This is a genomic window from Brucella pseudogrignonensis, from assembly GCF_002252525.1.
GTDB classification, from domain to species: Bacteria; Pseudomonadota; Alphaproteobacteria; order Rhizobiales; family Rhizobiaceae; genus Brucella; species Brucella pseudogrignonensis.
In genome coordinates this window covers 22,522-47,889 of sequence record NZ_NNRM01000016.1, presented here as the reverse complement: position 1 = coordinate 47,889, position 25,368 = coordinate 22,522, and the positions used below count along the sequence as shown (strand labels likewise).

Below are 25,368 nucleotides of genomic sequence, written 5' to 3'. Positions count from 1 at the left end.
AATAACACGCATCATGGCAAAGGCGAGGCTGGGCCTCTAATTTATAGCCAGTCCGGTACAGAATCGAGTGCCAGAAGCTCTTCATAGGTCCGGCGTGGACGAATGACGTGGTAGCGATCACCATCCACCAGCACTTCTGGGATCAAGAGACGGCTGTTGTAGGTGCTCGACAGAACTGCGCCATAGGCGCCCGTCGTACAGACAGCGATCAGATCTCCCGGAGCAGGCTTTGCCACTTCACGGTCAAGGCCTAGATAGTCGCCGGTTTCACAAACAGGGCCGACAAAATCGGCGCGAATGCGTGGGGCATTATCTTTGGTTTCCAAAACTGGCTTGATGTCGTGGAAAGCTTCGTAAAGGGTCGGACGGATGAGATCGTTCATCGCCGCATCAACGATGATGAAGTTCTTGGCGTCGCCTTCCTTTACGAAAATAACTTCCGTTACTAGAAGACCGGCATTGCCGACGATCAGCCGACCCGGCTCAAACACGGTTTTGAGGCCAAGCGGCTTGATATGCTTTGCGACAATTTCCGCATAAGCAACCGGCAGCGGCGGTGGGTTGTTATCGGTACGATAAGGAATGCCTAAGCCTCCGCCAACATCGACGTGGCGGATATTGTGGCCGTCAGTCCGCAATTCCTCAACCAGCTGCGCCATCAGTGCAAACGCATTGTCGAAAGGCTCAAGATCAATGATCTGGCTACCGATATGCATATCAATGCCGACAACATCGATACCGGGCAGGCTTGCAGCGCGCGCATAGGCCTGCCGGGCTTTTACGCGTGGAATGCCGAACTTGTTTTCGGACTTACCGGTCGAAATCTTGGCATGGGTCTTGGCATCGACATCCGGATTGATGCGCAAGGATACAGATGCAACCTTGCCCGCCTTGACTGCGCGGGCGGAAAGAATTTCCAGCTCCGGTTCGGATTCGACGTTAAAGCAGTAGATGCCTGCTTCCAGCGCAAAATCCATTTCATGCGGGGTTTTGCCAACGCCGGAAAACACGATCTTGTTGGCCGGAATACCGGCAGCTAAGGCACGGCGGATTTCGCCTTCCGAAACCGTGTCAGCGCCTGCGCCGAGCTTGGCGAGAGTCTTGAGAACAGCCAGGTTCGAATTCGCCTTCAACGCGTAAGTTACCAGCGTTTCCAGATCCGCAAAGGCTTCGCTGAAGACGCGGAAATGACGCTCGATCGTGGCGCGCGAATAGACGTAAAAAGGTGTGCCGACTTCTTTTGCGATTTCGGGCAGGCTTACATTTTCGGCGTGGAGAACGCCGTCGCGATATTCAAAATGATTCACGGGAAACAGTCCCTGCTTGATAAGCTATTACAGAATCTTGTCGAGGATGAAGGGCTTGTCTTCCTTCGGTTTCTCGACCGTGCGACCCTGTTCATTGGTGATGAGCTGTGCTGGCGGTGGCTCAAGCGGGCCTTTTCGTCCGCAAGCGGCAAGAGTGGCTGCAAGAGCGGCGATCAGAAGAACGGAAGAAATGGCGGAGCGGCCTGTCATCAGCTTTGGTTCCCGGAATTTGTCCTATGGGTCAGGTCTAACCCAAAATATCTGAAAGTGAAATCACTCCTTCAAGAGCGATCTCACTAACATGCTCAGCTTACGCCTTTGTAATGCGCTTTTTCCAATAACGGATCTGGCGGCGCACTTCCTGTGGCGCTGTTCCGCCAAAGGACTGACGGCTCTTGACCGACTTCTCAACCGTCAGATAGCCGAAGATCGCATCGGTAATACCCGGATTGATCGACTGAAGGTCTTCCAGCGAAAGCCTGGAGAGGTCGACCTTTTTGCTTTCGGCCAGAGCCACGGCGCGGCCCGTCACATGGTGGGCGTCACGGAAAGGAAGGCCAAGCTCACGCACCAGCCAGTCGGCAAGATCGGTTGCGGTCGAATAACCCGAACCTGCAGCCTTCTTCATGCTTGCAACATTGATGGTCAGGTCACGCACCATGCCGGACATGGCGGCAATTGCGAGTTCCAGATTTTCGGCAGCGTCGAAAACCTGTTCCTTGTCTTCCTGCATATCCTTGGAATAGGCGAGCGGCAGACCCTTCATGATGGTGAGAAGGGCAACTAGCGAACCGTTGATACGGCCGGTCTTGGCGCGGACCAGTTCGGCAGCGTCCGGGTTCTTCTTCTGCGGCATGATCGACGAGCCGGTCGAGAAAGCGTCGGACAGGCGCACGAAATTGAACTGCGGCGTCGACCAGATGACGATTTCTTCGGCAAGGCGTGACATATGACCCGCGCAGATGGCTGCGAGCGATAGGAATTCCAGTGCGTAGTCACGGTCGGAAACGCTGTCGAGCGAGTTGCGGGTTGGTTCACGGAAACCGAGCGCTGTCGCTGTCATGTGGCGATCAATCGGGAAGCCGGTTCCAGCAAGCGCTGCCGCACCCAAAGGCGATTCGTCCATGCGTTCAATCGCATCGCGTACACGAGACAGATCGCGGCCAAACATTTCCACATAGGCCATGCAATGATGCCCAAAAGTGACAGGCTGTGCGGTCTGCAAATGTGTGAAGCCCGGCATGACGGTTGCTACATGTTCTTCGGCACGTTCAAGAAACGCGTTGATGAGGCCTTCAAGAGCGACCGCAGTCTTCTGCATTTCCTGTTTAACCCAGAGGCGGAAATCAACAGCCACCTGATCATTGCGCGAGCGGGCCGTGTGCAGACGACCGGCAGATGCGCCAATCAGATCGGCCAGACGCGCTTCAATATTCATATGAATATCTTCCAGCTTGCGCGAGAAGGTGAATTTGCCGTCTTCGATTTCTTTCAGGATGGTTTTCAGACCGTCTTCGATCTTTTTATGATCATCTGCCGCAATGATGCCAGTCTTTGCAAGCATGGCTGCATGGGCGAGTGATCCCTGAATATCCTGCGCATAGAGTTTGCGGTCGAAGCCAATCGATGCATTGATCTCTTCCATGATCGCATCGGGTCCTGAGGCAAAACGGCCGCCCCACATCTGATTGCTTGATTTTTGTTCGCTCATGCTCGTATGCCTCGAATGCAAGACTAGGAAAGAAGTGACGCGAGATGGCAAAAGACAACGATAAGGCTAAGTCAGGAAATCGCAGGATCGTCTATCTTGCCGCTCTGGCCGGTGTCATTGCCGGTATAGGCGCGGTATACGTGATGGAACGGCCTTCTGGCAATGCTACACCCAGCGAAGTTTACGTTCAAAGTGATGAGGCTTCCGCACAATGTGCGCTGAAAGCCGATAGCCTGAAGAGCCTTGATCAAGCTGCAACCGGAAGCGTTGCCGCCATGCGTGCCGCCGAGAAGCCGATTTCAGTGGCTCATATTGCTTTCACTGGACCCGATGGCAAACAGATGACGCTTGGTGATTACAAGGGCAAGACGCTGCTTGTGAACCTCTGGGCGACCTGGTGTGCGCCGTGCCGCGAAGAGATGCCCGAGCTTGATAATCTTCAGGCTGAGAAGGGCGGAAGCGATTTTGATGTCGTCGCGATCAATATCGATACTGGATCGGATGAGAAGCCTAAAAAGTTTCTCGAAGAGATCGGCATCAAGAGTCTGAGCCTCAACCGCGATGCCACCATGTCGAGCTTCAATGAATTAAAGCGCAAGAATCTGGCTTTTGGCCTGCCGGTAACATTGCTGGTCGACAGGGATAGCTGCCAGATTGCGTCAATGAATGGTCCGGCTCCATGGGATAGTCCGGATGCGATCAAGCTGATTGAAGCTGCGCAAAAACTTTAGATAGACAATTATACCGTTCGGTGGCTTCCTCTTCTTGAGAGAGGAAGTTGCCCATGAGCATTGAAGTCTGGCTGGCATTTTCTGCCGCATCCATTGTGCTTCTGATTATTCCGGGACCAACGGTTTTGCTGGTGGTATCCTATGCGCTCGGGCAGGGCTGGAAAGCTGCTCTCCCCATGGCAATTGGCGTGGCACTTGGTGATTTTACCGCCATGACGCTTTCCATGCTGGGTGTCGGTGCGCTTCTCGCCGCGTCAGCGACGGTATTCACTGCGGTTAAGTGGGTTGGTGCTGCCTATCTCATCTGGTTGGGTATCAAGTTGTTTCGTGCCGGTGGCACAATGGACGCCAAGGCGCGGCACGATGAGGTTAAGCCAGTGCGGATGCTGCTTCATGCTTGGCTGGTGACAGCGCTAAACCCCAAAAGCATTACGTTTTTCGTCGCTTTCCTGCCGCAGTTCTTGAGCCCGCATCGTGATTTCATGACGCAGATGCTGGTCTTTGAAACCACGTTCCTTGTGCTGGCATTTCTCAATGCCTTTGCTTATGCGCTGATTGCCACGCGCGCCCGTCGCTTCTTTGCCAATGAGCGCGCCCTTCGCATCTTCAATCGGGCAGGCGGAACGATGTTGATCGGTGCTGGTATTGCGACAGCCTCGATCCGATCAAGCTGATTTAAAGCCGGAGCGTTTCAACTGGACGATCGCCAGTTCAAGGGCGGACAGAAATGCTGAGCGGTCTTTTGGCGAAAATGGCGCTGGTCCTCGCGTTGTTTCGCCTGCCGAACGCAGCGAATCCATCAGATTGCGTGTCGCGAGTGTGTTCCCGATCGTGCTCGGCGTGTGAACTTTGCCATTGGGTGCGATGACCGATGCGCCCATTTCAATCGAGCGGCTTGCCAGCGGGATATCCGCGGTGATGACGACAATGCCGGGGCGGGAATTTTCAGCGATCCAATCGTCAGCCGCATCAAGCTTGTCGGACACAATGACACGTTCGACGCGTTCTGCATCGCGTGGGATGGCAATATAGCTGTTGGCCACGAGCACAACGGCCAAGCCGTGACGTTCAGCAACGCGGTAGACTTCCGCCTTTACCGGGCAAGCGTCGGCATCAACAAAAATGCGGATTGTGTCGTTCTGAATGTCCATGCCGTTTCATAGGCAGAAGCGAGGCATTTGGCAAATTGATCGCAGCAATCAGATTTATGCGATAGCGCAATTCTCAGAACCGGATTAGAGCAGGCGCCAAAGAAAAGAGTTTCTGATCATGGCTACCCGCTTTTTCCCCCTCATGTTTGTTCTGCTCTGGGCCACCGGCTTCATCGGGGCTGGGCTTTCTATGCCCTATGCAGAACCATTCAGCTTTATGGCGGTGCGGTTCTCCATTGCAGCTCTCATTATGATCATTTGGGCTTTGGCCAGCCATAGTGTCTGGCCGAGGGGCAAAGTGCTGATGCATGCAGCCATCGCAGGCTGCCTGATCCATGGTGTTTATCTCTCTGCACTTTTCTGGGCCGTGCATCATGGCCTACCAGCAGGCATGTCGGGGCTTGTCGCTGGTCTTCAGCCAATGTTGACCACTCTAATTGCAGCGCTTCTTTTAGGCGAGCGGGCCAGCGGCCGGCAATGGCTGGGGCTGCTTATCGGCTTTCTTGGTGTTGCTATGGTGGTGTGGCCGAAATTTTCAGGCCATAGCGGTGTCGATCCGCAAAGCCTGGCAGCAGCACTTGTGGCGGTTCTTGCGATCAGCACGGGTACGGTGTGGCAGAAGCGTTTTGGTACAGCAGCGGATCTTAAAACCGGGACGGCGGTGCAATATATCGCAGCAGCCGCGCTTACCGCTATCTGTGCTTTCACTTTTGAAACCCGCGTTATGATCTGGTCGCCTCAGCTCATCTTTGCGGTGGTCTGGCTGACACTGGCGATTTCCATCGGTGCTATTCTGGCACTGCTGGTGATGATCCGCGAAGGAGCGATGTCGAAAGTTGCATCGCTTTTCTATCTGGTGCCCGGGACAGCTGCGATCATGGCCTATCTGATTTTCGGTGAAACGCTTGGCCCGATTCAGATCGCGGGCATGGTGGTGACAACGCTCGGTGTCGCACTCACAACCCTCCGCAAATAGCTATTCTATATTGAGTTCGGGCTGCTGCTCGCGCTTGCGGAAGTTCATGATCGCCGCGTTGATTTCCGCTCCGATGATGAAGATTGCCGAAAGCATATAGAGAAATACGATTGCCACCATGATCGAAGCAAGGCCTGCATAGGTGGTGACGTAATTTGCAAAAGTTTCGAGATATTTTGCAAAGGCTGTTGCAGCGGCCAGCCAAGCAACCAGCGTGATGCCGATGCCGGGGAGAATGTCGCTCAAGCGCCGTTTTCCTGCAGGCAGCCAGATATGCACGATGAAAAGCGCAAGCACCAGAACGATCACTGCAATCGTATAGCGCCAGATGGCGATTGTGCCTGTAAATGGTGCGATGTCTGGAAACCATTGCTCAGCCAAACGCACGGCAAGCGGTGCAAGAACCAGCAGAAAGCTGATTGCCATCAGGCTGATTGTGCCAATAAGCACGAAGCCCAAGCTTTGCAGACGGCAGAAAATGATCGAACGCTGGTCGGTCACACGATAGGCGCGGTTGAGCGACATGCGCAGTGCTTCCACACCATTGGAGGCAAAATAGGCGGCAGCGATCACACTCAAGGTCAGGAGTCCACTACGCTGAACCGTCAGAACGTTCATCACTTCATTGGCGATCGGGCCTGCAATATTCGACGGCCACATATCGAAAATGACATGCACCGCATTATTGGCGAATTCCTTGGTGCCGAGAAAGCTGGCGAGTGACGTTGCAAAGATCAGAAACGGGAACAGCGCCATCAGCCCGGACAGAGCAATGTGCGAGGCAAATGCCCAGCCATCGTCGCTACTGAAATGCCCATAAACATCGAAGGTGATCTGACGGAGAAAACGCCTTACTTTTCGCATCCGCAGATTTGTCCCTCTCAGTTCAGTTATTTGAATTCAAGGCCTTAAATCTAGTATCGAATTCGGAAATGCAAGGGGTGGGCTGTTTTAAACCTTTTGCGAATCAAGCACTCTGGCCAAAATCCTGCCTTAGGAAACAAGCCATGGTCTCACAAAATGCAAAGCGCAGCATCCTGATAACGGGGTGTTCTTCCGGCATCGGGGCCTATTGCGCGAGCGCCTTGCATCAGGCTGGCTGGCGTGTGTTTGCCACCGCGCGGAAAGATCAGGATATCGCAGCACTGAAAGCCAAAGGCATTGAGGCTTTTTATCTCGATTATACCGAACCGCAGTCGATCGAAGCGCTGGTCGACGAAGTCTTGCGTGCAACGGATGGCAGGCTGGACGCGCTGTTCAACAATGGCGCCTACGCACAGCCCGGCGCCATTGAGGATCTTCCCGTTGAAGCACTGCGTGCGCAGTTCGAGGCCAACTTCTTCGGCTGGCATGATCTGACACGCCGCATCATTCCGGTAATGCGTGCGCAGGGGCAGGGTCGGATTGTGCATTGTTCATCAATCCTCGGGCTTGTGCCGATGAAATGGCGCGGTGCATATGTTGCCTCGAAATTCGCGCTGGAAGGGCTGATGATGGCTCAACGCATGGAGCTGGAAGGCTCCGGCATTGAGGTGTCCATGATAGAGCCGGGACCGATTGCCTCGCAGTTCACCTATAATGCGGCCATGCATGCGCGCGCCAATATCGATCTCGAGCATTCCGTTCATCGCGAGTTATATCAGCGACAGATGGCAAAGCTTGAAAGCGGTGGTACAAAATCAAAAAACAAGCTTGGCCCCGAAGCGGTTTACGCGGTACTTGTGCATGCATTGGAGGCGCCTAAGCCGCGTCCGCATTATGCGGTTACGCGACCGGCTAAACTGGGTATTCTTGCACGACGCCTAATGCCGTCACGCTGGCTTTACCGAATGCTGTCCGACCAGTCTTGAATTAAAAAAGTACGGCGGATTATGGGAGAGAACTAAATGGACTTTCTGTTCAAAGCTGCGGCCATGGTGGCCATGTTCGCCGTGGCGATTGTGCTGATTATCGGCCTGCGCAATATGATGCGCGGTGGTGATGGCAACTTCTCCAACAAGATGATGCAGCTGCGTGTCTTTCTGCAGTTTATCGCTGTGGTTTTGATCGTGGCTGCCATTTATTTCGCACGTCAGACGAGTGGACAGTAACCATGGTCAAGCTCAACAAGATTTATACTCGTACCGGTGATGATGGAACCACTGGCCTGACCTCGGGTCCGCGCAGGCTGAAATCTGATTTGCGTGTGGAAGCTTACGGTACGGTCGACGAAACCAATGCTTGTATTGGTCTGGTTCGACTGCATACGGAGGCTGCTGATTATGTGCATATTGATGTTATGCTCATGCGCATCCAGAATGATCTGTTCGATCTTGGTGCCGATCTTTCAACGCCCGATGACGGTGAACCGCTTTCCTATGAGCCACTGCGTATTGTTGCCTCGCAGGTTACACGGCTTGAATCCGACATTGACTATCTGAACGCGGATATTCCGCCGCTGCGGTCGTTCATTCTGCCAGGTGGTTCGGCCGCTTCTGCGGCGCTGCATCTGGCACGCACCGTATCGCGTCGTGCGGAACGGTTGATGGTACAGCTTGCAAAGACTGAAGGCGAAGTGGTTTCAGAGGAAGCGCTGCAATATATCAACCGCCTCTCCGATTTCCTGTTCGTCGCTGCCCGCGCCGTCAATGAAAACGGCGCAAGGGATGTTCTTTGGGTGCCGGGCCAAAATAGATAGGCATTGCCGTGATGCCGGTCTGCAAATGGCGTTCTGTTTGCGCTTCGGTGCTCACTTACTTCAAGTAAGCTCCGCTCCGATGCTCAACAGATCACCATTTTCGCCACGGCCTGACGACAATGCGCGTCGCGGATGGTTTCAGACACCACGCTTATTGCCCCAGATCAGCACATGAAGCTGGGGCAGAACGTGGGCCTCAAACCAGCGATCTGCCATCACCTTGTCGATCAGCCATTCCATGCGGCTCATGATGCCGTCCATGTCGATGCGGGCATCGTCATCTTCGGGCGGTGGCGGTGTGTGATTGCCGGGCTGGAGGTAGACGGCCAAATGCGGATGACGTGCTGACGCTGCCCTTGCAAAGGCATAATCCGCATCATCGAAGACCACGAATTTCAGCACTGTCTTTGGTGCCGGTCCCGCAGCATCGATGGATGCAGCAAGCGCGTTCCAGTCCGTATCCATGCCGCTTGAAGGCGGTTTTGGACTCAGAACAAGCGTATCGAGCCTGGAAAACCAGTCCTTTGCCACCGACCCCTGTGTTTCCAGTGCAAAGCGATAACCTTGCGTGTGACCATGATCGATCAGTGGTCCCAAAGGCTGAATTGCTGGATTTCCGCCAGAAAGTGACACTGTTATTGGCTTTTTTCCAGAAAGTATCGTCACTTCATGCCAGATGGCATCAACGCTCATCGGTTTCCAGTCATGGCGAAAGCGGCTTTCAACAGCGTGCAGACTGTCACACCATGCGCAGCGGTAGTCGCAGCCGCCCGTGCGCACGAAAACAGTCGGCTCACCGCTCAACACACCTTCGCCTTGAATGGTAGGACCGAAAATCTCGCTGATGCGGATTTCGGAGCTTGTTTTCATGACCGGCTCTCGGGACGATACTCCGCCCATGTCTTCGGCGTTTCGCTGACCCTTACCGCTGTGACTTCCTGCCAGCGTGTCTGGCACCACTCATAAAGATGGCGCGCCAGAAACTCTGCCGTCACGCAATTATGCCCGAGCACATCATTGAGATGGCGGTGATCGAGCTCATCATCGATATAGCGCTTGAGTGGCGCCAGCTCGTGATAATCACGCACGAAGCCATGCTCATTGAGATCGGCTGAAGACAGTTCAACTTCAACGATGTAATTGTGCCCGTGCAGCCGCGCACATTGATGATCGGCGGGTAATTCTGTCAGCTGATGAGAAGCGGAGAAATGGAATTCCTTGGTGATACGAAACATCAGGCGCTCCTTTTCTCGATTGCGGCACGCCAGAAATCTGCATCCTCATAGCGGGTAGGATCTGTGACGCCCGCCAGATGGAAAGCCTCGCGACGTTCGACACAGGTGCCGCATCGCCCGCAATGATGTTCGCCACCCTTGTAGCAGGACCATGTTGCTTCAAACGGTGCCTTGTATTTTACACCATCTGAAACGATGTCGCTTTTTGACTTGTGCACATAGGGCGCAAGCACCTGAATATCGGCATATCCTTCCAGCGCATGGTTCTGCATGGTCTGGAAAGCGTCGATAAAGCCGGGACGACAATCGGGGTAGATGAAGTGGTCGCCACCGTGAACGGCAAGCGCCACGGCATCTGCCTTCTGGGCTGTTGCCACGCCAAAGGCGATGGCCAGCATGATGGCGTTACGGTTGGGAACGACGGTGATTTTCATCGTTTCCTCGGCATAGTGACCATCGGGAACATCGACATCATCTGTCAGAGCTGAGCCGGTCAGACTGGCGCCAATGGGGCGGATATCGATGATCTGATGTGGGACATTGAGCCGCTTTGCACAGGCTTCCGCGAAGCTCAATTCCTTTTTGTGCCTTTGGCCGTAATCAAAAGAGATCAGGCCAGTGAGCTGTTGTTCCGCCGCGATTTTATGCGCGAGCGAAACGGAGTCCAATCCGCCGGAGCAGATGACAAGCGTCTTCATAGTTTGAGTCCTTGTTTTGACCGGGTAGGCTGCGACCGGATGTTTACGCGGCTCTCCTACCGCATGAGACCGGGCTTGTAAACGCCACGAAAATGCGAGGAGCCATGCATGAAGGAAAGGCATCAAAGCGCATTGGGTGGATGAGATAGGGCTTGATGCGTGTTAGTGCGAAATTGGAATGACTATCTGTCAGAATATATTCATTTAAATCGATATTGCCGGCCATCCGCGATTGACGCGCACGTCAACCGTCTTTAGGTTTCGTGCCGGTTCCTGATGTTGCGGGGAAGTGCCGGTTTTAACGGCGTTTCTGTCAGCAACGTTTTCATGTCGGATTCTGACATGCGGGCAAAGATTCACGGCGGCATAGTCGTGTCGCAAAAGTCATTGAAGAGGTAATCGCGGATGAAAGTCCTTGTCGCAGTAAAGCGGGTTGTAGATTACAACGTAAAGATCCGTGTTAAGGGAGATGGTTCGGGCGTTGAGCTTGCAAACGTCAAGATGTCGATGAACCCTTTTGACGAGATCGCGGTTGAAGAAGCGATCCGTTTGAAGGAAGCAGGCAAGGTCACGGAAATCGTCGTGGTTTCGGTCGGTCCGGCACAGGCGCAGGAAACGCTGCGCACCGCACTTGCCATGGGTGCTGACCGTGCAATTCTGGTGAAGACTGACGAAACCGTCGAGCCGCTTGGTGTTGCGAAGGTTCTGAAGGGCGTGGTTGATGCTGAACAGCCAGACCTCGTTTTCCTCGGCAAGCAGGCGATTGACGACGATGCCAACCAGACCGGCCAGATGCTTTCGGCACTGCTCAACTGGAGCCAGGCGACTTTCGCCTCGAAGGTGGAGCTTGCTGACGGTTCGGCCAAGGTGACGCGTGAAGTCGATGGTGGTCTTCAGACCATTGATGTGAAGCTTCCAGCCATTGTCACGGTTGATCTTCGTTTGAACCAGCCGCGTTATGCATCGCTGCCAAACATCATGAAGGCAAAGAAGAAGCCGCTTGATGAGAAGTCGCCTGCTGATTTCGGTGCTGACATTGCGCCGCGTCTCAAGGTTCTGAAAACTGAAGAACCGGGTGGCCGCAAGGCTGGCGTGAAGGTTGGTTCGGTTTCCGAGCTGGTCGAGAAGCTTAAAGCCGACGGCGTATTGTAAGAGATCGGAAGGGACAAACACATGGCTATTCTTCTTATTGCCGAACACGACAATGCAAGCCTTTCCGATCAGACTGCAAAGGCTCTGACTGCTGCTGCCCAGATCGGTGGCGATGTCGATATTCTGGTTGCAGGCAAGGGCGCGAAAGCTGCCGCTGATGCAGCCGCCAAGCTTTCTGGTGTTCGCAAGGTTCTGTTGGCTGAAAGCGATGCGCTGGAAAACCGTCTGGCCGAGCCACTGGCTGCAGCCATCGTTGAACTCGCAGGAAACTACGACACGATCATTGCACCAGCCACCACTTCGGCCAAGAACGTGCTGCCGCGCGTTGCAGCACTGCTTGATGTGATGCAGCTGTCGGAAATCATGGAAGTTGTGTCCGCTGACACCTTCAAGCGTCCGATCTATGCGGGCAATGCGATCCAGACCGTGCAGTCGACCGATTCCAAGAAGGTCATCACGGTTCGTACGGCTTCTTTCTCGGCAGCAGCTGAGGGCGGTTCGGCTTCGGTTGAAAGCATCAATGCGGCTGCTGATCCGGCATTGTCGAGCTTTGTTGAAAACAAGCTTTCGGATTCTGATCGTCCGGAACTGACTTCTGCCAAGATCATCATCTCGGGCGGTCGTGCACTTGGTTCGTCGGAGAAGTTTGAGGAAGTGATCCTTCCTGTTGCCGACAAGCTTGGTGCAGCCGTTGGTGCCAGCCGTGCGGCGGTTGATGCGGGCTACGCTCCAAACGACTGGCAGGTTGGCCAGACCGGCAAGGTGGTTGCACCGGAACTTTACATCGCAGTTGGTATTTCAGGCGCGATCCAGCATCTGGCTGGCATGAAAGACAGCCGCGTGATTGTTGCGATCAACAAGGACGAAGAAGCACCGATCTTCCAGGTGGCTGATTATGGCCTCGTTGGTGATCTCTTCACTATTCTGCCAGAGCTGCAGAAAGCGCTCTGATAAATTGGAAAGGCGGCAGGGATAACCTGCCGCCTTTTTCACACCCGTCCTGCGTTGACTTTAGTTGGCGCTCGGGCGGGTTATTCATATGGTGGTCTTGCATTTTTCGGCTGTAACTGTCTTGTTAGGCAGGCTTTCGGAAAAGCGCGAAAGCGGCGGTAGACCTCGCCATCGGCGAGAGCATGAAGGAGTTGGAACTGTGGCAATCAAGACGGTAGGTATTGTTGGCGCGGGTCAGATGGGCAGCGGAATTGCTCATGTGTGCGCATTGGCAGGTTACGACGTGCTTCTGCACGACGCGGCTGCGGACCGGCTGGAAAAGGGCATTGCCACAATCAACGGCAATATGGCGCGACAGGTATCTTCTGGTAAGCTGGAAGAACAGCAGCGTGCCGATGCAATGAAGCTGATCCGTCCTGCTGTTTCGATGGAAGACCTTGCAGGTGTTGATCTGGCAATTGAAGCCGCTACCGAAGACGAAACCGTCAAGCGCAAGATTTTTGCCCAGCTTTGCCCGGTGCTAAACCCTGAAGCCATTGTTGCGACCAATACGTCGTCGATCTCCATCACGCGTCTCGCCTCGACCACTGACCGTCCAGAACGCTTCATCGGTATTCACTTTATGAATCCCGTGCCAATCATGAAACTGGTTGAGCTGGTGCGCGGTATCGCGACTGAGGAAGACACATTCCGCAAGTCGAAGGATTTTGTCACCGCACTTGGAAAGACTGTAACGGTTGCCGAAGATTTCCCGGCTTTCATCGTCAACCGCATTCTGCTGCCTATGATCAACGAAGCGATCTACACGCTCTATGAAGGTGTGGGCAGCGTTGAGGCCATCGACACAGCCATGAAGCTTGGTGCAAACCATCCGATGGGACCTTTGCAGCTCGCGGATTTCATTGGCCTTGATACGTGCCTCTCGATCATGCAGGTGCTGCATGACGGCCTGTCGGACTCGAAGTATCGCCCATGCCCGCTGCTGGTCAAATATGTCGAAGCTGGCTGGCTTGGTCGTAAGACTGGCCGTGGTTTCTATGATTATCGTGGTGAAAACCCGGTTCCAACGCGTTAAGCGAACCTTTGATTTTTGCAAAGCCGGTGTTCAACACCGGCTTTTTTGTTTTAGGCAAGGGCCTGGTGGAGATCACGGGCGCTAGCCATTTAAACGGGCCGCAAGCAGCATAGTGGCCAATTCTCCACGGCTGTGGAAAACTTGTTTATCCTTACCGTTAACTTAACCTTAACCAAGGCGATTCAGAAGTTGTTCATCTTTAATTGTTAAAGTTTTCATTAAGATGTTCGGAAACATTAATTGTTTCACCAACCCTAACAAGTTGCGACGGGCATCATCTTCGAAAAGCAATTTGGTGGAAAGGTGAAGACGATGAACATTATAGTTCAGCTGCGTGACAGCGTTAATGTTATTCGTGAATTCGTCGCACCAAGCTACAGGCCCGAGCGCCATTACATGCGCGGACCGGGCCCGGCTTGCGCGGCACGCACGGCTAGCTGATTTTCGGGCAAATCCCGAAAGAATAGATATAAAAAAGCCAGAGCGGGCGACCGCTCTGGCTTTTGTTTTTCCGAACCTTAGCTCTCGCTTATTCCAGACCTTCAAACAGCGCCGTCGAAAGATAGCGTTCTGCAAATGATGGAATGATGATGACAATGTTCTTGCCCTTGTTTTCAGGGCGCTTGCCGACTTCGATAGCTGCAGTGAGCGCTGCACCTGAAGAAATGCCGACAGGGATGCCTTCAATGCGCGCAATCAGGCGGGAATTGGCAAAGGAATCCTCGTTGGAAACGGTCACGACTTCATCATAAACGCTGGTGTCGAGCGTCTTTGGTGCAAAGCCCGCGCCGATGCCCTGGATCTTATGTGGGCCAGGTGTACCGCCGGAGAGAATTGGCGAATCCTTGGGCTCGACAGCAATCACCTTGAAGGATGGCTTACGTGCCTTGATGACCTGACCAACGCCGGTAATGGTGCCGCCGGTGCCAATGCCGGAAATCAGGATGTCTGCTTCGCCATTGGTATCGTTCCAGATTTCCTCAGCCGTGGTAAGGCGGTGAATTTCAGGGTTAGCCGGATTTTCAAACTGCTGTGGAATGATGGCATTCGGGTTGCCTTCGGCGATTTCTTCTGCCTTGGCAATGGCGCCTTTCATACCTTTTGCGCCTTCCGTCAGAACCAGTTCTGCACCGAGCAGCTTGAGCAGCTTGCGGCGTTCAACAGACATGGTTTCAGGCATGGTCAGAACGAGGCGATAACCCTTGGCGGCTGCCGCAAAAGCCAGTGCGATGCCGGTATTGCCGGAAGTAGGTTCCACAAATACGGTCTTGCCCGGAACAGCTTTGCCCTGTGCTTCAAGCGCTTCGATCAGCGCAAGACCGATACGGTCCTTGACGCTCGCCAATGGATTGAAGAATTCGAGCTTGACCAGAAGGTTGGCTTCAACGCCATTTTCCTTGGCAAACTTGTCGATGCGCACGAGCGGTGTATTGCCGATCGTATCGAGAATGGAATTATAGATGCGACCGCGTCCTGCGGTCTCGCCGTCTTTTCCGCCAAGGGGCTTGCTCATGGAATAATCTCCTTCTGTTTGAAGTGAAGTTTATGAGGAAATGGCGCAAAAGCATAGCTGGGTCCATGCTTCGGATTGCATAAATTTGGAATTATATTCTTTAAAGCCAATATCCTTAGAAGATAATTCCAAGCAATTAGGTACTGATAAAGCGCACGATCATTTGTTTGAAAATCGCCCGATCCTTGAGCGAAAACAGATCACTCACCCTTCCGATAAGCTTTTCATGTCTATAAGCTTTTGCTGTCTGATTGATCCGCATCAATGCTCTTGTCAAAAGGAGCGCGCATGGTTGGATCGTGATCGCAAACTGGAGGCTTGGGCCGTGTATAAGACTATTCTGATTGCAACCGATGGATCTGAACTTGCCGACAAGGGCGTCGAACAGGGTGTGGCTCTGGCCAAGCAGTTTGGCTCGAAGGTGCAGCTGGTTTCTGTGACCGAGCTTCTGCCATCCTATGGCATCGTCGTTGCTGCGGAATGGGCATCCAGCCCTGCCGCCTTCCAGGAATATCGCGAGGCAATCACCAAAGCGGCAGCCGATTTGCTCGCCAAAGCAAAAGCCAAGGCGGAAGCTGCTGGCGTTGATGTTGAAACTCTACACATTGAGAACCAGTCACCAGCACAGGGCATTATTGAAGCCGCCAAGCAGACAGGCAGTGATCTGATCGTGATCGCATCGCATGGCCGTCGCGGCGTCAACAAGCTGCTGCTCGGCAGTCAGGCTGCTGAAGTGCTTTCATTGAGCTCTGTGCCTGTGCTCGTGGTTAAGTAAGCCACGTAATCTGCGATATGCAGAACACGCGATAGTGTTCGCTCTCAATCGCTTAAGCGTCTAACAACGCAAGAAGATTGCCGCGCATCTCTGTTAGACTTCTTTAGCCCTTATAGGGCTGGAGGAGTTTTTCAGGAGATTATTATGACCGCGCCGCGTCCATCCAAGACCAGCATTGGTAATCATCTGCTTCATCCCGAAACGCAGATGCTTAATTACGGTTACGATCCCGAACTATCCGAGGGAGCCGTCAAGCCGCCTGTATTTCTGACATCGACCTTTGTTTTTAAAAGCGCCGAAGATGGGCGCGATTTCTTTGATTTTGTATCTGGACGCAAGGAGCCGCCAGCGGGTGTCGGGGCCGGTCTCGTTTATTCGCGTTTCAATCATCCTAACAGCGAGATCGTGGAAGATCGTCTGGCCGTTTATGAAGGCACGGAAAGCTGCGCGCTGTTTTCCTCCGGAATGTCGGCGATTGCTACGACGCTCTTTGCATTTGCGCGACCGGGCGACGTGATCCTGCATTCTCAGCCGCTTTATGGCGGCACAGAAACGCTGCTAGCCAAGACATTTCATAATTTCAATGTGGAAGCTGTGGCATTTGCCGATGGCGTGCATGAGGCTTCCATTGAGAAAGCTGCAGATGAAGCACTACAGAAGGGACGCGTCTCAGTCGTTCTGATTGAAACACCGGCCAATCCGACCAATAGCCTTGTTGATATTGCCGCGATCCGGCGTGTCGCAGACAAGATTGCAGAAAAGCAGAACGGGCATCGTCCTGTTATCGTTTGCGATAATACTCTGCTTGGCCCGGTTTTCCAGAAGCCACTCGATCATGGCGCAGATCTGTCGCTTTACTCGCTGACGAAATATGTGGGAGGCCATTCCGATCTGATTGCCGGTGCGGTCCTTGGCGCAAAGGCGGTCGTTAAACAGGTAAAGGCGCTGCGCGGTGCCATTGGCACACAGCTGGACCCGCATTCCTGCTGGATGCTTGGCCGTTCACTGGAAACGCTTGGTATTCGCATGGATCGGGCTGACAAGAACGCCTTGGCGATAGCCGAATTCCTGCGTGACCATCCCAAGGTCGGGAAGCTGCATTATCTGCCTTTTGAAGATGCAGCATCCGATGTTGGTCAATTGTTTAAACGCCAATGCACTGGGGCAGGATCAACCTTTTCATTTGATATCAAAGGTGGTCAGGCAGCGGCATTCCGCTTTCTCAATGCATTGCAGATTTTGAAACTGGCAGTCAGCCTTGGTGGAACGGAATCGCTTGCAAGCCACCCGGCAGCGATGACACATTCAGGCGTTCCGATTGAAGTGCGTGAACGCATCGGCGTGCTGGAATCAACTATCCGCCTGTCGATTGGTATCGAGCATCCCGATGATCTGATTGCTGATCTGACTCAGGCACTGGAAGCTGCGTGAATAGAGGCTGGTGAGATGATGGTGCGGGTGGTCGGAATCGAACCGACACTCCTTTCGGAACCGGATTTTGAGTCCGGCGCGTCTACCAGTTCCACCACACCCGCACATGACTGCCGAAGCAGTCTGATATGGTCCAAAAACGGACAGCGGGGAGGGATATACCGGCTAAACGAAACGAGGTCAATTACCCTCAAGCCGCTTGACTGATTATACTTACAGCCAAGCGCAAATATAAACAGGACAGGCGACCGAGCTTGCATCAAGCGGCTATCAGTTGCCTGTTCTTACAGCGGTTTCAGTTAAGACTGAATCGTTGGAACCGCTGTAACGGTTTGGTTTTACGCATTATCCGACGCAAAACCGCTACGCACTCTTCGAAATGCGCTCTAATACCAGGGCAGCTCAAGATGCTGACGCATCACGCCTCGAAAAAGCTCAATCGTCACTCGGGCTTAACCAAACTCCATGAGTTATACTCATGGAGTTTCGGTATAATCTCAGCGGCGAAGATTATACTCGACGATATTCCAGCAGACGAGAAAGGCAATGAAGCCCAAGACGATGAGGTCAATTGTCTTCAGATAAGAGAGATATTCCAACATAGCGCATCTCCTTCCCAAGGGAGGCGCTTTGGAATTTTTGAAGCGGCGAATGAGGGTCGTGCTAATTCATATACTTGATGGCTTTGGAGTAAAAACCTCAAAGCGACCAACTCAAACCCTCATTATTCGCCTGCCATGCTTGATTTCAGGCGCTCTCCCACAAACAAGTATAGCACAGTGTGCTGTTTTCTCAAGTATTTGTTCTATTTTTCTTTTTGCTGAAGCCGGCTTTATTTCCGTTCCGTAAAATTTCGGATGCGATTTCGGATGATACGGGTCAGATTGCGTGTACGCTGATAAAGATGGATTTGCGATGCCGCCTGACGAACCTGCTTGTCTACTCCCGGTGTCAAACCAATCACCAGAGTTTCGATGGTTTCTCGCTCCTGACACAAGCGTGACATGACAGGATGATCCGGCACGGCGCATGAATCTGTGCGCGTGATATTGGTGTCTTCCAGATGGTTTTTCACCACCTCGATCATCAACAACATGCCGGGCGAGTAGGCTTGCAGGGTTTCGTCATAGGCGGTTTTCCACGTCCATGCTTCGCCAGAAACCGTGAAGACAATCAGGATCGCGATCACGCGGCCATCGAGTTCAAGTGTGTGGATGCGTACACAATCGCGCTCTGCAAGATTGTTAACTGCTTCGCGTGCAAAGGCTGCACGGAAACGGTCGACTGCCATGGCTGTACCGCGGCGTCCTTTCCATCCGCTCGCTTCAAGCGTCAAAAAATGTTCGAATGCAAAACGCACTTCGTCGGGTGTGCGCGCGATGCGATGTGCGAGTTCGCCTTGTTCGGCGAGACGGCGCCAAAGGCGGCTATATTCGCGGCGATGGTGCGGACCAATCGCTTGTTTGACATAGGTTTCCCCATCAAGCTCGCTCTGAAGAAATGGACGCGATTTTTGCTCTATGGAAACGATTGGTAGCTGACGTCCAACTGCCACGGATCGAATGAGCTTCGCGACGGCACCGTCGGCGCGCATTTCAGGAAGAACAAGCACGTCCGGCATTTTAATATGATCACGCGCCAGAATATCGAAAAGATCTTCGACAACGCCGACAGGATCGTCGTGATCGATTAGCGGTGTGCCCTGTGGGCCGAAAGGTGTTGCCCATGCGCGAATAACAGGAGATGAGAGTGGCAGGCCGGGGCGTTCAATCGTGTAAGGCATGACGAAACGCAGCCGGCTACGGATTTCGTTTTCGTCGCGCATGACCATGAATCGCACTTCACGATCTTCCAGACGCGGCATCGCTGGTGCGAGGAAGCGCGCATTGAAAAAGATGTTGGGTTCGATTGTCCGGCTGCTTAAGTGATCCAGTTCGTCGCGCAGCTCAAAACCGGCCGATGCGCCATAGATCGCAAGCTTGCGCGGAATATCGCGACTGCTGTGCAGGCTTTCCTCCAGACGCTTAGTAGCATCCATTGCAGCGACGCTGTCGGAAAGTTGTGAGATGATGCGAGCCGTATGTCCGCCTGCGGATTCCTCAAGCAAAGGTTTTGCGGCCATTAGAGAATCTCCTCCGAGCTATTGCTGCGGGCGTCAGAAGCGCGATTTCGGGGAATGAGAATAAACATAGTGATATGCATCGTTTTATGCACGGCGGTTGAGAGCAGAATGGCTTCAAGAAGCATCGAGAAAGCGGTCGAGAAAGCCGCGCCCATCAGACCGAAACGCGGGATGAGAACCAGATTGAGGCCAACGTTTACTGCAAGTGTAACCGCATAAAGCAGAGCGCAGATATTCTGTTTGCCTGACATGTTCAGCAGGCTTTCGGCAGGTCCAACACTTGCGCGCGCAATCACGCCGATGATGAGAATGAAAAGTAGCGGATAGCCTTCGGTGAAGGCACTGCCGAACAGCATGAGCAGCGGATAGCCTAGCGCCAGAATGAACAGGCCTAGAAACAGTGTCGGCCAGAATGTCCAGCGTGTTGAGGCTTCTGCAAAGCTTGCAAATTCAGCATGATCGCCACTGTGAAGAAGATCGGAATAGCGCTGCGCCACGCTCGCTTTGACTGCAAAATAGACGAAGTGTGCAAGCGCCATGATTTTGGTAGCCGCGAAATAGATCGCCACATGCTGGGGGTCCATAGCATGGCCGACCATCAGCACGTCGATATTGATGAGCAGGAAGAAAAAGCCTTCAACGAGGAAGATCGGTAAGGCGACCTTCATCCATTGCGCGAACAATATTTCTCGTTGTCCTGATGGGATGTCTCTCTTCAAGGAGCGATCAAGCATCAGCCATTGCCCAACCGTAGTCGCCCATGTAGCGGCGATAGAAACTCCAAGAGCTGTGGTGGCTGTGGAAGGCAAGCTGGCTGCGTGAGCTGCGATCATGAAGATTAGTACGAGCAGAGGGCGGATGATATAGCTCGGTGTGAGCGCCATCATGATCCATGTGCGCGAACGAGCGATGCCATCAAGCATATTGCCAAGTGCGATCATTGGCAGGCAGATAAAGCCGAGAATGAACGGGATAAGATAATAGGTCTCGATCCGATCTTTCAGAAGCAATAGCAGTACCGCGCCAAACAAGGCGATTGCAGTCGCTGAGCCAAGAGCAAAAAGACGGCCAGCATACAGAATACCACGAAGTGGATTAAACAGATTTCGCTGAACATATTCAGGCACATAACGGATGATGGTGGTGTGCAAACCAAAGCAGGCGAGATCACCGATGATGATCATTGAAAGCCACACCAGAACGAAAATCCCGTATTGGAATTCACCCATCCAGCGCGCCAGAATAACCTGAGAAATAAGCGCAATCGCTGCACTTGCAACACGCACGGAAAAGGCAAGAAGTGAAGCGCGCTGCGCATCGGCCTGCGGACCAGAGCCAAGCAGAATAGCATCGACCCGCTCCGTTACGGGACGAAGCCTAGCTGCGATCTTGCCAGGTAGAACCCGGCTCGCTGCTTTTGCTGCCGAAAAGCGCACTCTTTGCCAACCCTGTTTATCGCGGCCCCTGTTAGGTATCCGCTATTTCTGCTGATCTTCTGAAGGACCATCGTGTATCTGCATTCGGCACTGTGCCGGACCGCAGTAGCTGAACATTAGATGGCAGTTCTTTAAAAAGGTAAAAAGAAACGGCCCCTCCTGTCAAAGCGAAGCCAAATTGAAAGAGATGGTAATTACTTTCTGAACGTATCAGTTTTCGCGCAACTACTGAAATAGTGTCGATAAACAGAAAGAGCTCCGGAAAGCTGCGCTGGATTTTATTCAAGTTAGGTGGCCAATTGTGGAGCGAAAAGAAAAAACCCGGCGATTGCGCGCCGGGTTTTTTGTTTGATAGCTTGCTTTCGAGGCGCTTATTCAAACGCGCCGTGACAATGCTTGTATTTCTTTCCTGAGCCACAAGGGCAGGCTTCGTTGCGGCTGACCTTGCCCCATGTTGTCGGGTCTGCCGGATCACGATCGCCAGCCGGGATGACGCGTTCATCCTGCTGATGTTCAGCCCATGCATTTTCATCAAAGTCGTTCTCGCCGGTGGTGCTGTCGATATGACGGCCGGTCATCGGCGGAAGTTCTGGCTCTGGCGGAGCTTCGCGAACGATTTCAACGCGCATCAGCTGCGTGATGACCACTTCGCGCAGATTGGCAAGCAGAGCCTGGAACAGCTCGAAGCCTTCAGTCTTGTACTCGTTCAGCGGATCGCGCTGAGCATAACCACGGAAACCAACGACCGAACGCAAGTGGTCAAGATTTACCAGATGCTCACGCCAGAGGTTATCAAGCGACTGCATGATCACCGATTTCTCGATGTAGGTCATGATCTGCGCACCGAAACGCTCTGCCTTCTCGGCTGCGGCCTTGTCAGCTGCTTCCTTGATACGGGTTTCAAACTCTTCTTCGGCGATACCCTCTTCCTTGGCCCAGTCTTCCACCGGTAGGACGAGGTTAAGTTTGGTAAGAATATCGTCCTTAAGACCGGCAATATCCCACTTTTCTGCATAAGCATCCTTGGGGATACGAAGAGCAACCATGTCCTCAATAACTTCGTGACGCATTTCGTTCACGGTCTCGGTCAGGTCTTCTTCGTCCATGATTTCAAGGCGCTGCTCGAAGATTACCTTACGCTGATCGTTCATCACGTCGTCGTATTTGAGCAGGTTCTTACGGATTTCGAAGTTACGGGCCTCAACCTTGGTCTGCGCCTTTTCAAGCGCCTTATTGATCCACGGGTGAACAATGGCTTCGTCTTCCTTGAGGCCGAGCTTCTGCAGCATTCCGTCCATACGGTCGGAGCCGAAGATGCGCATCAGATCGTCCTGCAGCGACAGGAAGAACTTTGAACGGCCCGGATCGCCCTGACGACCCGAACGACCGCGCAGCTGGTTGTCGATGCGACGGCTTTCGTGACGCTCGGTGGCAAGAACATAAAGACCGCCAGCAGCGAGAGCCTTTTCTTTCAGCTTCGCAATATCAGCCTTGATCTCGGCAATTTTTGCAGTGCGCTCTGCGCCTTCAGGCATATCCGAAAGCTCTTCGTGAATGCGCATTTCAAGATTGCCGCCGAGCTGAATATCCGTACCGCGACCTGCCATGTTGGTGGCGATGGTCACTGCACCCGGAACACCAGCCTGCGCGATAATAAAGGCTTCCTGCTCGTGATAACGGGCATTCAGAACCTGGAAGCCCTTGATGCCCTCTTTGCGCAGTCGCTCTGCCAGAAGTTCCGACTTTTCAATCGACGTTGTGCCGACGAGAACCGGCTGGCCCTTTGCGTGCGAAGCCTGAATGTCACGCACAATGGCTTTGTATTTTTCTTCAACCGTACGATAAACTTCGTCGTCTTCATCGAGACGCTTGACCGGCAGGTTGGTCGGAATTTCCAGAACTTCCAGACCGTAGATGTTGCCGAATTCTTCCGCTTCCGTCGCAGCTGTACCGGTCATGCCGGAGAGCTTGGTGTACATACGGAAATAGTTCTGGAACGTGATCGAAGCCAGCGTCTGATTTTCAGGTTGGATTGTGACGTGTTCCTTGGCTTCCAGTGCCTGATGCAGACCTTCCGAGAAACGGCGGCCCGGCATCATACGGCCGGTGAATTCGTCGATGATGACGATTTCGTCGTTGCGGACGATGTAGTCCTTGTCACGCTGGAACAGTTTGTGAGCGCGCAACGCGTTGTTCAGGTGGTGAACGACAGCAACGTTTTCGATGTCGTAAAGGCTTTCACCCTTGAGGTGTCCTGCAGCTTCAAGAAGCTGTTCAACCTTTTCGGTGCCGACTTCTGTAAAGATCGCGGTTTTCTGTTTTTCATCGATTTCAAAATCTTCCGGCTCAAGAGCAGGAATGAAAGTGTCGATGAGGTTGTAGAAATCCGAACGGTCTTCGAGTGGACCGGAAATGATCAGCGGCGTACGCGCTTCATCGATGAGGATCGAATCCACTTCGTCGACGATGGCGTAGTTGTGACCGCGCTGGACCATCTGGGCACGTTCGTACTTCATGTTATCGCGTAGATAATCGAAGCCGAGCTCGTTGTTGGTGCCGTAGGTGATGTCGCAGCCGTAAGCAGCCTGACGCTCATTGTCGTCGAGACCATGCTTGATAACGCCCACGGTCAGACCGAGGAAGTTATAAAGCTTGCCCATGGTTTCGGCATCGCGGGTAGCGAGGTAATCGTTGACCGTCACCACATGCACGCCCTTGCCTTCAAGAGCGTTGAGGTAAACAGGCAGCGTCGCCATCAGCGTCTTGCCTTCACCGGTGCGCATTTCGGCGATGCCGCGTTCATGCAGCACCATGCCGCCGATCAACTGCACGTCGAATGGGCGCATACCGAGAACGCGCTTGGCGGCTTCGCGAGCCGTCGCAAAAGCGTCGGGAAGCAATGCATCCAGTTTCTTGCCCTGAGCGAGTTCAGCGCGAAATTCCGCAGTCTTCGCCTGAAGCTGTTCGTCGGTGAGTGCTTCGTAATTCTTCTCAAGCGCAGTAATCTGTTCTGCACGAACCCGCAGTGATTTCACTTGGCGGTCGTTGGATGAACCGAATATCTTGCGGGCGAGGCCGCCAAAGCTGACCATTCCTGGTCCTTTCCTGTCCGTTCGGCCGGAAGCGCTTCCGGCAATGTCGAATGCTTTATTCACGCGTATTGAAACAAATGCAAGAAAACTACGTTGTAAAAGCTGCCAAATACGGCGCATTTTTCACGCAATTCCCCCGTGGCTTACTGGACGCCAAGCCGAAGGACAGATAAGAGGGGCTTGAAGCGATGTCAATGTTGCTCGACAGGCCGGAAAACCTGTCTTTTCTCGCGGATAATAGTGTTTTCGGGCCAAATTCCGCCGCATTCATGGGGCCGGTAGACGGTCTCGAAGGAGAGAATCTCATATGAAAGCCATTCTCAAAGCCCCTTATCGCAAGGCTCTTGCTGTCCTCGCAACTTCGGTTGCGCTTGCTGGTTTCAGCAGTTCGGCTGTCTTTGCGCAGGATGCAGCTAAACCCGCTGAAGCAGCAACTTCTGCCGCAGCGTCCGAAGATCCGGCAAAGGTTCTTGCCACCGTCAATGGCAAGGATATCACCGTCGGTGAAGTCGATCAGGCCGCTGGCGACCTCGATCCGCAGTTCGCGCGCCTTCCTGCCGAGCAGCGCCGTCTGGCAGCTCTCGCAGCACTCATCGACATCAAGGCGATGGCTGGCGAAGCAACGAAAGAAAAGCTTGATCAGAGCGACGATTTCAAGAAGCGCATGGAATTCCTGCGTGAACGCGCACTGCACAACGAATATTTCAAGGATGCGGTTGTCGACAAGATTTCGGACGCCGACGTTCGCGCCCGCTATGACAAGGAAATCGCAGCGATCCCTCCACAGAATGAAGTGCGCGCACGTCACATTCTCGTGAAGACGAAGGAAGAAGCTGAAGCCATCATCAAGAAGCTTGAAGGCGGCGCGAAGTTTGAAGATCTCGCCAAGGAAAGCTCGACCGATGGCACCGCTGCCAATGGCGGTGATCTTGGCTACTTCTCCGAAGGCCAGATGGTCCCTGAATTTGAAAAGGCTGCCTTTGCATTGAAGCCAGGTGAATACACCAAGGAACCGGTGCAGTCGCAGTTTGGCTTCCACGTCATTCAGCTTGAAGATCGTCGCACCAAGCAGCCACCGGCATTCGATCAGGTTTCCGAGCAGATCCGTTCGATCATCATGCGTGAGCGTTATGTCGAAATGGTCAAGAAGCTGCGTGATGGCATGAAGATCGAATACAAGGATCCTGCTGTCGATAAAGCCATGAAGGAAGCCGCAGCGGCACAGGAACAGGGTGACGACGGCGATGCGCCGGATGCAGCCCAGCCGCAGCAGTAAGCTTTGAGTTCATGAAAACGCCCCGGATTTCCGGGGCGTTTTTTATTTGGATATCGGGC

25 protein-coding genes and 1 tRNA gene are annotated in these 25,368 nt (G+C 53.4%); 13 read left to right on the top strand and 13 right to left on the bottom strand.

Annotated elements, in window-relative coordinates; all coding sequences use genetic code 11:
• Positions 1-41 precede the first annotated feature (41 nt).
• The 3 genes from lysA to argH form a co-directional block, all read right to left on the bottom strand.
• Positions 42-1,307, bottom strand: coding sequence for a diaminopimelate decarboxylase (gene lysA / locus CEV34_RS06005; protein ID WP_094543463.1), 1,266 nt, complete (start codon positions 1,305-1,307; stop codon positions 42-44).
• Positions 1,308-1,334: 27 nt separating this feature from the next.
• The gene (gene lptM, locus CEV34_RS06000) at positions 1,335-1,517 is read right to left on the bottom strand and encodes an LPS translocon maturation chaperone LptM (RefSeq protein WP_007872064.1); all 183 of its coding nucleotides are present in this window, start codon (positions 1,515-1,517) and stop codon (positions 1,335-1,337) included.
• 100 nt (positions 1,518-1,617) lie between these two features.
• On the bottom strand, positions 1,618-3,018 hold the full coding sequence (gene argH / locus CEV34_RS05995; protein ID WP_007872061.1) for an argininosuccinate lyase: 1,401 nt from the start codon (positions 3,016-3,018) through the stop codon (positions 1,618-1,620).
• 44 nt (positions 3,019-3,062) lie between these two features.
• Between argH and tlpA the strand changes: the two genes are divergently transcribed.
• Both tlpA and CEV34_RS05985 read left to right on the top strand, forming a co-directional pair.
• The gene (gene tlpA, locus CEV34_RS05990; protein WP_007872059.1) at positions 3,063-3,749 is read left to right on the top strand and encodes a thiol:disulfide interchange protein TlpA; all 687 of its coding nucleotides are present in this window, start codon (positions 3,063-3,065) and stop codon (positions 3,747-3,749) included.
• A gap of 53 nt (positions 3,750-3,802) precedes the next feature.
• On the top strand, positions 3,803-4,423 hold the full coding sequence (locus CEV34_RS05985; protein WP_007872056.1) for a LysE family translocator: 621 nt from the start codon (positions 3,803-3,805) through the stop codon (positions 4,421-4,423).
• Here the strand turns inward: CEV34_RS05985 and CEV34_RS05980 are convergent.
• On the bottom strand, positions 4,415-4,900 hold the full coding sequence (locus CEV34_RS05980) for a YaiI/YqxD family protein (protein WP_007872054.1): 486 nt from the start codon (positions 4,898-4,900) through the stop codon (positions 4,415-4,417). The genes CEV34_RS05985 and CEV34_RS05980 overlap by 9 nt on opposite strands.
• Before the next feature lie 118 nt (positions 4,901-5,018).
• On the opposite strand from CEV34_RS05980, the gene CEV34_RS05975 reads away from it, so the two are divergent.
• Positions 5,019-5,876: a DMT family transporter gene (locus tag CEV34_RS05975; RefSeq protein ID WP_007872053.1), complete on the top strand. Its 858-nt coding sequence runs from the start codon at positions 5,019-5,021 to the stop codon at positions 5,874-5,876.
• On the opposite strand, the gene CEV34_RS05970 is transcribed toward CEV34_RS05975, so the two are convergent.
• Positions 5,877-6,740, bottom strand: coding sequence for a YihY/virulence factor BrkB family protein (locus CEV34_RS05970; protein WP_007872050.1), 864 nt, complete (start codon positions 6,738-6,740; stop codon positions 5,877-5,879).
• A gap of 143 nt (positions 6,741-6,883) precedes the next feature.
• Between CEV34_RS05970 and CEV34_RS05965 the strand changes: the two genes are divergently transcribed.
• From CEV34_RS05965 to CEV34_RS05955, 3 genes are read left to right on the top strand one after another with little or no spacing between them, the layout of a single operon-like run.
• Positions 6,884-7,726, top strand: a complete 843-nt coding sequence (locus CEV34_RS05965) for an SDR family oxidoreductase (protein ID WP_007872048.1) — start codon at positions 6,884-6,886, stop codon at positions 7,724-7,726.
• 36 nt (positions 7,727-7,762) lie between these two features.
• Positions 7,763-7,966 (top strand): twin transmembrane helix small protein, encoded by a 204-nt coding sequence (locus CEV34_RS05960; RefSeq protein WP_007872047.1) that lies wholly within the window; start codon positions 7,763-7,765, stop codon positions 7,964-7,966.
• Positions 7,967-7,968: 2 nt separating this feature from the next.
• Positions 7,969-8,553, top strand: coding sequence for a cob(I)yrinic acid a,c-diamide adenosyltransferase (locus tag CEV34_RS05955; RefSeq protein ID WP_007872045.1), 585 nt, complete (start codon positions 7,969-7,971; stop codon positions 8,551-8,553).
• 138 nt (positions 8,554-8,691) lie between these two features.
• Here the strand turns inward: CEV34_RS05955 and queE are convergent, their stop codons facing one another.
• From queE to queC, 3 genes are read right to left on the bottom strand one after another with little or no spacing between them, the layout of a single operon-like run.
• A complete protein-coding gene (gene queE, locus CEV34_RS05950) occupies positions 8,692-9,453 on the bottom strand; it encodes a 7-carboxy-7-deazaguanine synthase QueE (RefSeq protein WP_039859333.1) in 762 nt (253 codons plus the stop codon).
• Positions 9,420-9,788, bottom strand: a complete 369-nt coding sequence (gene queD, locus CEV34_RS05945; protein ID WP_007872042.1) for a 6-carboxytetrahydropterin synthase QueD — start codon at positions 9,786-9,788, stop codon at positions 9,420-9,422. Before queD ends, queE begins: the two co-directional genes overlap by 34 nt.
• Complete coding sequence (queC, locus tag CEV34_RS05940) at positions 9,788-10,486, bottom strand: 7-cyano-7-deazaguanine synthase QueC (RefSeq protein ID WP_007872041.1); 699 nt, start codon at positions 10,484-10,486, stop codon at positions 9,788-9,790. Before queC ends, queD begins: the two co-directional genes overlap by 1 nt.
• Positions 10,487-10,891: 405 nt before the next feature.
• Here queC and CEV34_RS05935 point away from each other — a divergent pair, with 405 nt between their 5' ends.
• The 4 genes from CEV34_RS05935 (at position 10,892) to CEV34_RS27530 (ending at position 14,105) form a co-directional block, all read left to right on the top strand.
• Positions 10,892-11,638: an electron transfer flavoprotein subunit beta/FixA family protein gene (locus CEV34_RS05935; protein WP_007872038.1), complete on the top strand. Its 747-nt coding sequence runs from the start codon at positions 10,892-10,894 to the stop codon at positions 11,636-11,638.
• Positions 11,639-11,659: 21 nt separating this feature from the next.
• Positions 11,660-12,589, top strand: coding sequence for an electron transfer flavoprotein subunit alpha/FixB family protein (locus CEV34_RS05930; protein ID WP_007872035.1), 930 nt, complete (start codon positions 11,660-11,662; stop codon positions 12,587-12,589).
• A gap of 199 nt (positions 12,590-12,788) precedes the next feature.
• Positions 12,789-13,664: a 3-hydroxybutyryl-CoA dehydrogenase gene (locus CEV34_RS05925; RefSeq protein ID WP_007872032.1), complete on the top strand. Its 876-nt coding sequence runs from the start codon at positions 12,789-12,791 to the stop codon at positions 13,662-13,664.
• A 312-nt stretch (positions 13,665-13,976) separates the two neighbouring features.
• Complete coding sequence (locus CEV34_RS27530; protein ID WP_256443819.1) at positions 13,977-14,105, top strand: hypothetical protein; 129 nt, start codon at positions 13,977-13,979, stop codon at positions 14,103-14,105.
• Between the two features lie 88 nt (positions 14,106-14,193).
• Here CEV34_RS27530 and cysK read toward each other — a convergent pair whose 3' ends face one another.
• Positions 14,194-15,177 (bottom strand): cysteine synthase A, encoded by a 984-nt coding sequence (cysK, locus tag CEV34_RS05920; protein ID WP_007872027.1) that lies wholly within the window; start codon positions 15,175-15,177, stop codon positions 14,194-14,196.
• Between the two features lie 325 nt (positions 15,178-15,502).
• Between cysK and CEV34_RS05915 the strand changes: the two genes are divergently transcribed.
• Complete coding sequence (locus tag CEV34_RS05915; protein WP_007872025.1) at positions 15,503-15,952, top strand: universal stress protein; 450 nt, start codon at positions 15,503-15,505, stop codon at positions 15,950-15,952.
• Between the two features lie 144 nt (positions 15,953-16,096).
• Positions 16,097-17,383: a cystathionine gamma-synthase family protein gene (locus CEV34_RS05910; RefSeq protein ID WP_007872021.1), complete on the top strand. Its 1,287-nt coding sequence runs from the start codon at positions 16,097-16,099 to the stop codon at positions 17,381-17,383.
• 19 nt (positions 17,384-17,402) lie between these two features.
• On the opposite strand, the gene CEV34_RS05905 is transcribed toward CEV34_RS05910, so the two are convergent.
• The 4 genes from CEV34_RS05905 to secA form a co-directional block, all read right to left on the bottom strand.
• Positions 17,403-17,487 (bottom strand) — tRNA-Leu (locus CEV34_RS05905).
• A 728-nt stretch (positions 17,488-18,215) separates the two neighbouring features.
• Positions 18,216-19,505 carry a type IV secretion system effector crotonyl transferase BspF gene (bspF, locus tag CEV34_RS05900; protein ID WP_007872018.1) on the bottom strand — a complete coding sequence of 430 codons (1,290 nt, stop codon included), beginning with the start codon at positions 19,503-19,505 and terminating at the stop codon, positions 18,216-18,218.
• On the bottom strand, positions 19,505-20,941 hold the full coding sequence (locus tag CEV34_RS05895) for a lipopolysaccharide biosynthesis protein (protein WP_007872017.1): 1,437 nt from the start codon (positions 20,939-20,941) through the stop codon (positions 19,505-19,507). The genes bspF and CEV34_RS05895 overlap by 1 nt, the downstream gene beginning before the upstream one ends.
• Before the next feature lie 371 nt (positions 20,942-21,312).
• Positions 21,313-24,033, bottom strand: a complete 2,721-nt coding sequence (gene secA / locus CEV34_RS05890; protein WP_007872016.1) for a preprotein translocase subunit SecA — start codon at positions 24,031-24,033, stop codon at positions 21,313-21,315.
• A 307-nt stretch (positions 24,034-24,340) separates the two neighbouring features.
• Here secA and CEV34_RS05880 point away from each other — a divergent pair, with 307 nt between their 5' ends.
• Positions 24,341-25,309: a peptidylprolyl isomerase gene (locus CEV34_RS05880; protein WP_007872015.1), complete on the top strand. Its 969-nt coding sequence runs from the start codon at positions 24,341-24,343 to the stop codon at positions 25,307-25,309.
• The last annotated feature ends 59 nt before the right edge of the window (positions 25,310-25,368 follow it).